Source organism: Thermodesulfobacteriota bacterium (assembly GCA_040753795.1).
In the GTDB taxonomy this organism is placed as follows: Bacteria; Desulfobacterota; Desulfobacteria; order Desulfobacterales; family Desulfosudaceae; genus JBFMDX01.
This window is the reverse complement of the sequence record JBFMDX010000003.1, coordinates 313,076-325,998: the sequence shown is the minus strand read 5'-3', so window position 1 is coordinate 325,998 and position 12,923 is coordinate 313,076. Positions and strand designations below refer to the sequence as shown.

Below are 12,923 nucleotides of genomic sequence, written 5' to 3'. Positions count from 1 at the left end.
TTGACTCTATTCGGGGACGTTTTGTTCCTGTCCGGAAACCAGTATATTCTTTCAATGTTCGGGTCGGATTTATCCGATCAATTTGTTTATTCGCGATATTTCGCGTTCCAGGAAATTCGGCGGGGGAATCTTCCCCTCTGGAACCCATACGCATTTTGCGGCGTCCCGTTTTTGGGCTTATTCCAGGATGCCCTGCTTTATCCGTTGAGTTGTTTGTTCCTGATTTTGCCGCTGGCGGCGGCGATCAATTGGAGCATCGTTCTTCATGTCTTTCTGCTCGGCATGTTGACGTACCTCTGGGCCGGGTATTCGGACAGGAGTCCGCCGGCCGCCTTGCTTGCCGGTTTTCTGGCCATGTTCGGCGGAACGACTTATCTGCATGTTTTTGCCGGCCATTTGAGTCTGATATACGCCCTGCCATGGGCCGTCCCGATCCTGATGGCCCTGGACGGTGCCTGGGCTTTCTGGTCGGCGGAAGAAGGGGTAAGTCAGCGCCGGACTTCTTGGCCGTTATGGGGCGGGGTCGGGGCCATATCCGTCTGTCTCCAGGTTCTGGCCGGCCATCCCCAGACCGTTTTTGTTACCGCTGTCGCGGCCGGGCTATATGCCGTGTGTAAAGTGGCTGGAGATGTCAGGAAATGGCGACTGTTGCTGTTCCTTGCGGTGATTTATTCGATCGGCGGTATCCTCAGCGCGGTCCAGTTGGCCGCCGGTCTGGCCGCCAATATGGACAGTATCCGCGGGGAGGGGGTGTACTACCGGTTTGCCGCCATGTTTTCATTTCCGCCCGAGAACTTTTTAACCATGATCATTCCCGGTTTTTTCGGGGATATGTATCATCTGCCCTACTGGGGCAGGTGCTATATCTGGGAAATGAACCTTTTTGTGAGCGTTACCGGATTTGTCTTACTGGTCGCGGGCGTGGTCGAAAGTGTCCGGAGCAGGCGTCTGGCATGGCTGGCGGTGACGGGCATACTGATTGCTCTGGCCCTGGGCAAAAACACGCCATTGTTTAAGCTGCTGTATACCTATGCGCCGGGTTTTGATCTGTTCCGGGGTAGTTCGAAGTTCATGATCCCGGCTTTATTGTTCATGGCCATGCTGGCCGCATCCGGATATGATCGTATTGGATACCCCGGGGAAAAAAGATGGCTTGTCCTGGCCTGCATGGGCATCGGCTCGTTGCTGCTGATAGGGGCTTTTTTTTTATGGATGCCGGGCGACGCTGCCATGCCGGGCCGTTTCTGGCAAGAATTATTAGGACGAATCGCGGGAACAAAGGAAGGGTATCTTCCGGAGCTTTACTATCACCAGAATCGTTTTCTGTCCGACGCCGCGTGGCTGGCCCGGAAGGGCCTTCTGACCGGCGGCGCTCTTTTCTTGATTATCGGCCTTTTGTTCATGACGCCCGGTAAGACGGCGTTCGCAAAACATGTTATTTTTTTCATGATGGTCGGCGAACTGGTCGTTTTTGCCCGTCACTATAAACCTTATTTCGATATCAACCGCTCTCTCGACCCCGATATACGGCAGGTGGCTTCTTCCCTGCAGCCCGGTGAGCGTATTTTAAACATCAACAGGCCTGCCGCGGGGATGAGATATGGTGTCGGAGATTTATGGGGCAGCCAGCCGGGAATACGCCGCCGTTATGCGGAGCTTATGGCCGTATCACAGGGATACGACCCGCAGGGGGCAAGCCATTATCTGTCATTTAAAAAGGCGTCCCCTGTCTTCTCCATGTTAGGATGCAAAGCCGTCGTGGACAAGAAACCAGACGGGAGCAAAGCGGTGACGTATCTTCCGTCGCCGCTGCCGCGGGCTTTTCTGGCGGGGGAGTACAAGGTGATGCGCGGGAGGGACGACATTCTGCGCTATATTACGTCCTGCGCCTTTAACCCGCTGCGGGAAGTCGTGCTCGAGTCGGAACCGGATCCGATGCCATGCGTTCCTTCGGATGGCCTGCCCGCCGGGGACGTCACCGTATTGAATGCCACCACCGACAGCATCGATCTGGCGGTGAACACGACGAAACCGGCTATCCTCGTGGTAACGGACACCTTCAGCCAGGGCTGGAAGGCCGTATCCCTGGAAAAAACGGCAAGACAAAACTATGTGATCATGCCGGCCAATTACGCCCTGCGCGCGATACCGCTGCGCGAGGGCCGGCATAAAATCAGGCTGATCTATCAGCCACCGTTGATAAAGGCCGGACTGACGGTGTCCGCTGGGGGATGGGCCCTGTTTCTGGTGATCTGGCCGCTGATGCTGATCCGGAGTCGGGCCAGAGCGGGAATTCCGGTTCGAGCGGTCATCCCCGATACGGCCGGAGCCCCTTCCGTCATAGTTGACACCCGGCATGATGAACCTGACAAGACATCAAAAGAGACGGAATCATGACGAAGCCGCACCGCTGGTTTTTCCCGGTCATTATCCCGGTTCTCCTTGTCTTCGGGCAGGTGATCTCTTTTGATTTTTTAAAATATGACGACACCATCAATGTGTCTGAAAACGCCCTTCTGCTGAACCCCGCGGTGGGCCACCTGATGTCCTTCTGGAAGGCGCCTTTTTTGAATTTGTATATTCCGGTGACGTATACCGTCTGGTTCGGTTCGGCCGTGGTCTCCATCGCTGTTTTTAACGGTCGCCTGGATCCGGGTCTGTTTCATCTGCTAAACCTGCTGGTTCATACCGCCAATTGCTGGCTGCTTTTTCTTATTATCCGCCGCGTTTCCGCCCGGAAGGACGAATCCGGCGCTGAAAATTCGTCAATGATCGGGGCGGCGCTGGGGGCCCTGATATTCGGGCTTCATCCGGTCCAGGTGGAAACGGTGTCATGGATTACCGGTCTTAAGGGCGTTCTCGGCGGTTTTTTTGCACTGGGCGCCATGTACGTTTATCTCGGACTTGAACGTAGATCCAGCGGAAACAGGGCGCTTAATTATGGCGTCTCGACGGTCCTGCTGGTCCTGGCGGTTCTGTCCATGCCTGCGGCGGTGACGGTGCCGGTCATGGTGTTTTTTATCATGATATGGAAAGACCGGCGGATTTCGTGGAAAATGGCCGGGCCTCTGGTGCCGTGGCTTGTCATCGGGGTGACCGTGATGGCGATCACCCGCGCCGCCCAGCCGGTGGCGGAAGCAGCAAAAGATTATGCCTGGCTTGTTCGCCCCCTTATCGCCCTGGACGCGATGATGTTCTATGCTCACAAAATCGTCTGGCCGGACGTACTGGCCATCGATTACTGCCGGACGCCGGCCTGGGTGGCCGGCCTGTCGTGGCAAAATCCGTATCTGCTGATGGCGCTGCCCGCGGCAGGACTTGTTTACGGCCTTCGGCGGCGGCCGCGATGGCTGGCCCTCGCCGCCGCTTTTGCGGCCGGGATCCTCCCGGTATCCGGGCTGGTGCCGTTCGCCTATCAGGTGACGTCGACCGTGGCGGATCGCTATCTTTATCTGTCCATGGCGGTTGTCGGGATGGCTTCGGCGGCCGTCGTCGCCAGAAATCCGCGGACGTGGGTGATCGGCCTTTTCCTGGCCCTGGTCGTGCTGCTGGGCGTCAGGAGCCATGATCAATGCCGAAAGTGGCGGAACACGGAAACCATCATGGGCCACACGCTTCAATATTTCCCCTGCAGCTTTCGGGCGAATCTGAACTACGGCATCGCCCTCATGTCCCGGGGCGAGTTCGCGGAAGCAATTCCCTTTTATGAAACCGCCGGACAATTGAAGCCGGATGATCCGCTGCCCTATTACAATCTGGGCCTTACCTTTGCCGCGACGGGCGATAATGCCCGTTGTGACCAGATGTACATGAAACTGGCGACCATGGATCAGGCCAAGGCCGAGCGCCTGAAACAAGCGGCGGCCGAATTCAAGGCCATCGGCGGCCCGGTATCCGAAAGCGCTCATGGGAAGGGGGGGGATCAACCATGAAGGTGCTGATGCTGACAACCTCTTTCCCTCTTTTCCCTGGAGATCCGGCCGGCACCTTTGTTTATGAGCAGGCCCGGCATCTGAACCGGGCCGGGGTAAGCGTGGAAATCCTGGCCCCGCTCCAGGACAACGCCAGCCGTTTTGAAATCATGGACGGTGTTCCCGTCCGCCGGTTTCCTTATTTCTGGCCGGAAAATCAGTCGCGTCTGTGCTATGGCTACGGCATACCGGAAAACATGAAAGCGGACCCGTCGCTCCGCTTTCAACTGCCGTTTCTGACGGGCCTGTTTTTTATTCATGCCCTCAAACTGGCCCGCGGCCGTGATGTGCTTTACGCGCACTGGTCCCTGGCCGGTCTGGCCGCGGTGCTGGCGGGAAAACTGACCGGAAAGCCGGCGGTGGTGATGATCCACCACGGCCAGGAGCGGTACGGCGACAGCCGTCTGGAAAAGTTTGTCATCAATTACGCCGACCGGGTGGTCTGCAACAGCGGGTATACCATGAGCCGCCTGACGCGTTTTTACCATCCCCGGCATTGCGACATCCTTCCTCCGGGTGTGGATGTGGACATATTCAGGCCACAGCCCATCGATTCGTCCGATATTTTTTATGCCAATCTGGGCATTCCCGAGCATATGCCGGTGGTGCTGGCCATGGGCCGGCATATTGAATGGAAAGGATATATCCATCTGGTGGAAGCCGCGGCGCGACTGAAGGACCGGTCTTCATTTGTTCTTGTTGTCGGAGGGCAGGGACCGGAAACGGACAATCTGAAAAAGCGGGCAGCGGATCTGGGAATCCGGGAGCGGGTCATTCTACCGGGACATATCCCCAACCGCGACATGCCGCGTTTGTATAACCGGGCATCCGTGTTTGTGCAGCCGTCCGTCATCGATGGGGGAGGGCACACGGAGGGACTGGGGGTGGTCCTGATGGAGGCCATGGCCTGCGGCATTCCCTGCGTGGCCAGTGACGTGGGCGGAATCCCCGATCTGGTCAGGGACGGGCATAACGGAATACTGGTACCGGCCGGAGACGTGCCGGTCCTGGCGGAGTCCATCTTCAGCCTGTTGAAAGACCCCGCAACAGGCCGGAAGATGGGTGAAAATGGCCGGCGTTTTATTGAACAGAACTATTCCTGGACCGCCCTGACCGGTAAAACCATCGCTTTGCTGGAATCGCTGCGGCCTGGAGCTGGATGAGGCCCACTTCCTGCGGAGGGGTTCGCGTTTTCCCCTGCCCGGGGGCTGATGGCGCTTGTGTTGAAAATACTTGACAAAAAATTCGAATATGTTATGAATAGAAAAACTACTCATAAAAGAGACAATAATTGGATACGCTTTTTGCCGGACTCATATCATCTAAAACCCGCGTCAAACTCCTGGTGCGGTTTTTCTTTAATCCCGGAACCCGGTCCTACCTCCGGGAACTGGCCAAGGAGTTTCAGGTTTCCACCAATGCCGTCCGCGAGGAACTGAATCAACTTACCAGGACCGGGCTGCTAACATCCGAAAAAAACGGCCGTAATGTCCTGTATGCGGCCAACAGCGAACACCCGCTTTTCCCGGAATTAAAATCCATGGTCGGCAAGGTCATGGGCCTGGATCAGGTGGTTGAAAGCATTTTGTCAAGGCTGGGCCACCTGGAAAAAGCCTACCTGATCGATGATTATGCCCAGGGCAAGGATACCGGCATTATCGACTTGCTGCTGGTCGGAAATATCGATGCGTTTCACTTGAATGATCTGAGCAGGAAAACAGAACGATATTTAAAGCGGAAAATCCGCCACCTGGTACTGACGGTGGAAGAGTTCAAGACGTTTCAGAAAGAATTCCAGTCTCGTCCGTCGCTGCTGATCTGGGACGCATCAAGGGCGAATAAACAATAATTAACGAATGTTTCTGAATGGTTGTTCAGTAAATGCGGTTGTAACGCAAGCGGCGGAGCTGTCTGTTGATTTGCTCCGCGGCTGAGAATTATCAAACCCGTGTGTGGACATCGTTAACCAATGAGTTCATCAACTTACGTATCCGCCGGCCGTAACTGGATTTCCTACTGGAAAGACCTGTGGCGATATCGGGAACTTTTTTATTTTCTGGCCTGGCGCGATATCCTGGTCAGATACAAACAGACGATCATCGGTCTTGCCTGGGCACTGATCCGGCCGCTGCTGACCATGATTGTGTTTACCATTATTTTCGGCAAACTGGCCAAACTCCCGTCCGGCGAGTCCCCTTACCCCATCATGGTTTTTGCCGCTCTGCTGCCCTGGCAGTTTTTTGCGTCATCTCTGGCTGAAGTCGGCAACAGCATGGTCGGCAACGCCGGCATGATATCCAAAATCTATTTTCCGCGACTGGTGATTCCCGGGAGCGCGATGGCGGTGAGTTTCGTTGATTTTCTGATCTCCTTTGCCATTCTTGCCTGCCTGATGATCGGCTACAGCTTTGCTCCCGGGCCGCGTATGTTGATGCTGCCGTTATTCGTTCTACTTGTCTTTGCCGCGGCCCTCGGACCCGGCTTGTGGGTAGCGGCTCTTAACGTCAAGTACCGCGACTTTCGGTACATCATTCCTTTTCTCGTGCAATTGGGCCTGTATATTTCGCCGGTGGGTTTCAGCAGTTCCATTGTCCCCGAGAAGTGGCGTCTGGTTTATTCGCTCAACCCCATGGTGGGTGTTATTGACGGTTTCCGGTGGTCAATTCTCGGTGGTGATTATCAGATATACTGGCCGGGATTTCTGCTGTCTCTGTTCGTGGTAACGATGACCTTGGCCGGCGGTATATGGTTTTTTCGAAAATCCGAGAAAAAATTCGCTGACGTGATCTGAATTCCCATGTCTACCGTTATTAAAATCGATCATCTATACAAAAGTTACCTTATCGGTCACTTGAAGCGTGAACGGTATCAGACCTTGCGCGATGTGGTAGCGCATAAGGCGCGGGGTATGGCCCAGCGTCTTCGTCACCCGTTTTCCCCGAACCGGGAACTCGTCCAACTGGAGGAGTTCTGGGCGCTTAAAGACATCAACCTGGAGATTCATCAGGGAGAGCGGGTGGGCATCATCGGCCGCAACGGGGCGGGAAAATCCACTTTGCTGAAAATTTTAAGCCGCATAACCGAACCGACCAAAGGCGGATTTATGCTCAAGGGACGGGTCGCCAGTCTTCTGGAGGTGGGCACCGGCTTTCACCCGGAACTATCCGGGAGAGAAAATATTTATCTGAACGGTGCCGTGCTGGGCATGACGAAAAAAGAAATCAAACAGCGGTTTGATGAAATCGTCGCTTTTGCCGAAGTGGAAAAATTTCTTGATACCCCCGTCAAACGCTACTCCAGCGGCATGTATGTGAGACTGGCGTTCGCTGTCGCGGCGCATCTGGAATCTGAAATACTGATTGTCGATGAGGTGCTGGCGGTCGGTGATTTGAGTTTTCAGAAAAAATGTTTGGGCAAGATGGATGATATGACTAATCAGGGTCGTACTGTCGTGTTCGTAAGCCATAATATGACAGCTATTTTGGAGTTATGCTCTCGTGCTATTTGGATTAATGCCGGTAAAATAGTTAAACAGGGAGATGTCCCGCTGGTTGTTTCTCATTATTCACTTGATAACAGTATCCCAATGGGTGAGGTGGTGTTTGATCCGCCCGAAAATCCGAATAAAGCATACTTAGCGCGGGCATATGTCATGGACGATAATAATATAAGACCAGATATTCAGTATAATACGACATTTACTATTGTATTAGAATACAGGATAGTTGATGCGGTTAAAGGTCTCAGGGTGGGCTTTAAATTACATAACGCGAGAAATATCGTTGTTTTGCATGCAGCGACTTCTGATTCGCTTGGAGGAACTGAAATTGGTTGTTTTGAAGGGACTCATCGCGCACAGGTCCAAATACCAGGTGCGTGGTTATCTCCAGGGCGATATTATGTCGAAATAGGTGTCTGGTCGCCGGAATTTGGCCACCATCAGCATCTAAAAGAAGGATTCGCTTTTGAAATTATTAATCCAACTGTTGATAGCATAGGAGAAGAGATTCTACGCCCAATATTAAAGTGGAATGTGGAATAGTATATAAGCGCCTGGCGAATTCGAATTGCCGGATGAGATCCAGGCACGTTAAGGCGAAAAAGCACCGGACAGCAAATAAACAACAGTGTTTATCGTCGCATTTAAGAATTGAAACTGATTATTACGGCTGGACAGCGAAATGGGAAAATGGTGGATAAGGATGAGTGGCAGAAGAAAGGCATGTAAAAAAGAAATTATTGCCACCCATGTGCCGGATAATCCCCCGATCGAGTTAATAGAATATTATGAGGTGTTTAAAAATTATTATCCTGAATGTGAAATGTCGACTAAACGCTGGTTTGTTGATCACATAAAAGATGATTGGGTTCTTTTCGATTGTGGTGCCAATATAGGATATTTTTCTATATTATTCGCCCGTCTGGCTTATCGAGGATATGTCTATGCCTTTGAACCGACTTCAACATATTCCATGCTGCTTAAAAATTTAAAATATCATCATATTCAGAATGTCATGCCGTTAAAAATGGCCTTGGGGAAACAGAGCGGAGAAAAGATAGACAGCCTTTATAGAATCTGGGGCGATAGGCCGGACAAAAAGAAATATGTTTTTACAACCATCGACGATTTTGTCGATGCGAATTGTCTGGCGAGAATAGATTGCATAAAAATTGATGTGGATTCATTTGATTTTGAAGTGTTGCAAGGTGCTGAAAGAACGCTTTTGAAATATAATCCTTACGTTATGGTTGAATTGAATCATGCATTAAGTAAAAGGGGCCAGTCCAACATGCAGGCCTTGGACTGGCTTCTTTCGTTGGGATACAAAGAAGCCTTGGTTTTGGATTATGACAATTTTCTTACAAGGCTGGGGACAAAAGGTGACTCCAAAGAGGATGTGAAAAAAATTACGCTATATTTTGAATAGAAGATATGGGGCAGCACTCGCATGAAATTTTTTATTAAAGATTTGGATAAGCATACCCTTTTATTCGTTCTTGAACATCCTCTTTCTGTCAGCAATCCTTTGCGCAACAGAAAATCCTCTACCGTTAGATTAAAAGAGTTGCACGATGTGAAAAACAACCCGGCGGGGGTTGGGCCTCTTTTCAGGCCTATAGACATTCGGTCGCTACCGGTAACCAACTTGCACAGGCAATTTGAATTTCATCCTCCGTTTGAAAGTTCTCCAGACGCGCAAAATAAAATATTAACCCAATGGCAAATGGAGATTGATGACGCGCCCATATTCAGATATCTCTATCGCCATTTCAAGCCACAACGGCATCTTGAATTCGGCACCTGGCAGGGTACGGGCGTGATGTGTTGCCTGGAAGAGTGCGGCGCGACTGTCTGGACAATCAATTTGCCGGAGGGCGAAACCCGGGCTGACGGCGACTATTCCTATCAGGTGATTCCGCTGATGCATGGCTTTTTTCCTCCCTGGGCGACTCATATCCCGTTATGGGTTAAAAGGAAGCTTTTCAGCGGAGCCGGCTGCCAGACGGACGCCATCGGGATGATCGGCAGGCTGTATCTGGAAAAGCAACTCGGGAAAAGGGTATGCCAGATTTATTGCGACAGCAGAGATTGGGACATATCCAACTATCCGGAAGGATTTTTCGATTCAGTGCTGATAGACGGAGGACATTCCCGGGAGGTCGTGATCAGCGATACGCGGAAAGCCTTGAGCCTGGTGCGCCCTGGCGGTCTGGTGATGTGGCATGATTTCTGCCCCGTCAAGGAGGTTTATGAAACATTCGAATCCGTCCGGGGCGTCTACGATGCCGTGAGTGAAATACATGACTGGCTTGCGCCTCAAATGGCGGATCTATTCTGGATAAACCCGAGCTGGATCCTGGCCGGTATCAGGAAATAAGAGGCAACACAGGAGAAATATGGTTTTGAAAACACTGTCGATCGTCGCCACCAGCAGAAACGATGACCATGGCGGCAACCTGCTGCATCGGATGCAGCTTTTTGTCAATGGTGTGATCGCCCAGTGCAACCGTCACGACCTGGATGCCGAATTGATCTTGGTGGAGTGGAACCCGCCGGCGGACCGGCCGCGGTTGTCAGAAGCGTTGCGATGGCCTTCGGGTACCGGCCGTTGTACCGTTCGGATTGTCGAGGTGCCGGAGGCGATTCATAGCCGGTTCCGGCATTCGGACCGGCTCCCCTTGTTCCAGATGATCGCCAAGAACGTGGGCATCCGAAGGGCACGGGGCCGGTTCATACTGGCGACCAACATCGACATCCTGTTTTCGGACGAACTGATGCGGTCCATCCGCCTGGGGCGCCTCAAACCGGGTTTTGTCTACCGGATCGATCGTTTTGATGTGTATGGCGATATTCCTCCCGACATGACGATGGACGGTCTGCTGACCTACTGCCGCTGGCATGTCCTGCGGATACATGGACGATATTGCTCGCGCAATCTCGTCACCGGCGAGGACCGCTGGGCCCAGCATCCGCTGACCCCGCTCCCTTACCTTGTGTTTCTCCTGCATAATCTGCGCTACCAGCGGCGGTTGAAAGAAAATGTCATGTTGTGGGCGATCCGGTACTTGAGGTCTTTTGTGAAGGTCTGGATCAGGTTGATGAAAAGCGGAAATTATCCGCGCCTGCATATGAACGCCTGCGGTGATTTTACCCTGACGGATGCCGCTTCCTGGCAGGCGGTAAGGGGATACTGGGAATGGGAAGGGTTTTCCATGCATCTGGATTCCCATCTGCTTCATGCCCTTTATCTTGCCGGCGTGCGTGAGAAAGTTTTAAAAGACCCGCTGCGGATTTACCATATCGAGCACGATATCGGTTCGGGGTATACCCCCGAGGGACAGGAGCTGCTTTACGAAAGAATTGCCAGGGCGGGTATTCCCATGCTGGATATGAAGCTGATGCTTGGCCGGGCGTTCCGGGCAAGCCGGGAGGGGAAACGCCTGATCTACAATACCGAGGACTGGGGCCTGGCGAGCGAGGAGTTGCCCGAAACCCGGATAGGGGCTTAACAGGAAAATGGCGGTATCTTCACCCTATATCTCTTTTGTGGTGGCATCGCGTAATGATGATCACGGCGGCAATCTCCTGTTTCGGATGCAGCTTTTTACGGATGCCCTTATCGCGCAATGCAACCGCCACTGCCTGGACGCGGAACTGATTGTCGTGGAATGGAACCCGGCACCGGAACGCCCGCGATTGTTTGAAGCGCTGCGATGGCCGGAGAATACGGGACGGTGCGCGGTGCGGTTCATCGAGGTTCCGGAGACGGTGCACCGACGGTTTGAAAATTCGGACAAACTGCCGTTATTCCAGATGATCGCCAAGAACGCGGGAGTCCGCCGGGCGCATGGGTCGTTTGTCCTGGCGACCAACATTGATATTCTGTTTTCCGACGAACTGATGCAAACGCTGGCATCCGGTCAGTTGAGAACCGACCGGATGTACCGGGTTGACCGATACGACGTGACGGCGGATCTCCCCGCCGGGTTGACCGTTCCCGAGCAGCTGGCCTGGTGCCGCAAACATGTCACCCGTATGTACCGGAACGGCGGGACGTTTGAAATCAAAGGCGGGAAGACCGTCCCGGTCCATCCCGCCAATCAATCGTTAAAGGGGAGGCTCAAGCGTTTATTCGCCTGGCTCGCGCCCTCCCTGCATACGAATGCCTGCGGGGATTTTACTTTACTGTCCAGAGACAAATGGCAGGCAGTGCGCGGCTATCCGGAGATGGAGATCTTTTCATATTATCTTGACGGCCTGCTCTGTCACGCGGCGCATTTTGCCGGCGCGCGGGAAACGTGTTTAAAAGATCCGATGCGGATTTATCATATCGAGCATGACCCGGGTTCGGGCTGGACACCGGGGATCGGCGGCCTGATGATGGAGGAGCGGCTGGAAAAAGCCGGCATCACCCGTTTGGATTACAGTCAGTACCTGACATGGGTCAACCAGATGAAAAAAGAAAAGGCACCGATTTTTTTCAACAAGGATGACCGCTGGGGACTGGTCGATATGCCCTTGGTCGAGCGGATCGTGGCGCCGCGATGAACCGGATCCGGTATGAAACAGTAGAGGAGTGAAGAGCGCGATGTCGAGTTTCACAAAAGTGCCGATTGAAAAGGTCAGGGACTACTGGGACGCCCGGCCCTGCAATATCCGCCATTCCGACAAATCGCCCGGCACCAGGGAGTTTTTCGATGAGGTGGAAACCCGCAAGTATTTTGTCGAGCCCCATATCCCGGGGTTTGCCGAGTTCCTCAAATGGCGGGGGAAACGGGTGCTGGAGATCGGATGCGGTATTGGCACGGATACCATCAACTTTGCCAGGGCCGGGGCGCAGGTGACGGCGGTCGACCTGTCGGAGGAATCGCTGCGGATGGCGCGGAAACGGGCGGAAGTATACAACCTCAGCGATCGGGTGAAGTTTTTTTGCGGGAACAGCGAAACGCTCGATCGATTTGTCCCGGTTGAACCGTATGATCTGGTTTACTCTTTCGGCGTGATTCACCACACGCCCTGCCCGGAAAACGTTATCCGCTGTATCCGCAAATATATGGCCGGCCACAGTGAATTGCGGCTGATGCTTTACAGCAAAGCCAGTTATAAACTTTTCTGGATCATGAAGGAGGAAGGGATCTGGGATATGGGCCGCCTGGATGAGTTGATCGCCCGGAACTCCGAGGCGCAGACCGGCTGCCCGGTGACCTATACCTATACTTTCAATGAAGTCGGAACGCTGCTGACCGGCTTTGAAATTCTCGAAATGCGAAAGGCCCATATTTTTACCTGGGATGTGACCGCTTACAAGAATTATAAATATGTCAAGGATGCGGCTTGGGCGACGGTCAGTGATGAACAACTGGCGGAATTGGAAAAAGAGTTGGGGTGGCATCTTTTAACCCGGGCGCGTTTGTCGACGTGAGATGCGATAATGTGGAGGGAAAATTGAA

11 protein-coding genes are annotated in these 12,923 nt (G+C 53.2%); all 11 read left to right on the top strand.

The annotated features are described in order from the left end of the window. Positions 1-204: 204 nt before the first annotated feature. The 11 genes from AB1724_06365 (at position 205) to AB1724_06315 (ending at position 12,895) form a co-directional block, all read left to right on the top strand. A complete protein-coding gene (locus tag AB1724_06365; GenBank protein ID MEW6077413.1) occupies positions 205-2,397 on the top strand; it encodes a hypothetical protein in 2,193 nt (730 codons plus the stop codon). Then, positions 2,394-3,932 (top strand): tetratricopeptide repeat protein, encoded by a 1,539-nt coding sequence (locus AB1724_06360; GenBank protein MEW6077412.1) that lies wholly within the window; start codon positions 2,394-2,396, stop codon positions 3,930-3,932. Before AB1724_06365 ends, AB1724_06360 begins: the two co-directional genes overlap by 4 nt. After that, positions 3,929-5,134, top strand: coding sequence for a glycosyltransferase family 4 protein (locus AB1724_06355; GenBank protein ID MEW6077411.1), 1,206 nt, complete (start codon positions 3,929-3,931; stop codon positions 5,132-5,134). Before AB1724_06360 ends, AB1724_06355 begins: the two co-directional genes overlap by 4 nt. Positions 5,135-5,262: 128 nt before the next feature. Further along, the gene (locus AB1724_06350) at positions 5,263-5,820 is read left to right on the top strand and encodes a winged helix-turn-helix domain-containing protein (GenBank protein MEW6077410.1); all 558 of its coding nucleotides are present in this window, start codon (positions 5,263-5,265) and stop codon (positions 5,818-5,820) included. 120 nt (positions 5,821-5,940) lie between these two features. Continuing rightward, positions 5,941-6,762 carry an ABC transporter permease gene (locus AB1724_06345; protein ID MEW6077409.1) on the top strand — a complete coding sequence of 274 codons (822 nt, stop codon included), beginning with the start codon at positions 5,941-5,943 and terminating at the stop codon, positions 6,760-6,762. 6 nt (positions 6,763-6,768) lie between these two features. Then, positions 6,769-8,013 carry an ABC transporter ATP-binding protein gene (locus tag AB1724_06340; protein MEW6077408.1) on the top strand — a complete coding sequence of 415 codons (1,245 nt, stop codon included), beginning with the start codon at positions 6,769-6,771 and terminating at the stop codon, positions 8,011-8,013. A 139-nt stretch (positions 8,014-8,152) separates the two neighbouring features. Beyond that, positions 8,153-8,899: an FkbM family methyltransferase gene (locus tag AB1724_06335; protein MEW6077407.1), complete on the top strand. Its 747-nt coding sequence runs from the start codon at positions 8,153-8,155 to the stop codon at positions 8,897-8,899. A gap of 21 nt (positions 8,900-8,920) precedes the next feature. Further along, entirely contained in the window at positions 8,921-9,850 is a 930-nt protein-coding gene (locus AB1724_06330) for a class I SAM-dependent methyltransferase (GenBank protein MEW6077406.1), read from the top strand. Positions 9,851-9,869: 19 nt separating this feature from the next. Beyond that, positions 9,870-10,982, top strand: a complete 1,113-nt coding sequence (locus tag AB1724_06325) for a hypothetical protein (GenBank protein MEW6077405.1) — start codon at positions 9,870-9,872, stop codon at positions 10,980-10,982. Positions 10,983-10,989: 7 nt separating this feature from the next. Continuing rightward, complete coding sequence (locus tag AB1724_06320; protein MEW6077404.1) at positions 10,990-12,021, top strand: hypothetical protein; 1,032 nt, start codon at positions 10,990-10,992, stop codon at positions 12,019-12,021. Between the two features lie 40 nt (positions 12,022-12,061). Then, on the top strand, positions 12,062-12,895 hold the full coding sequence (locus AB1724_06315) for a class I SAM-dependent methyltransferase (protein MEW6077403.1): 834 nt from the start codon (positions 12,062-12,064) through the stop codon (positions 12,893-12,895). The last annotated feature ends 28 nt before the right edge of the window (positions 12,896-12,923 follow it).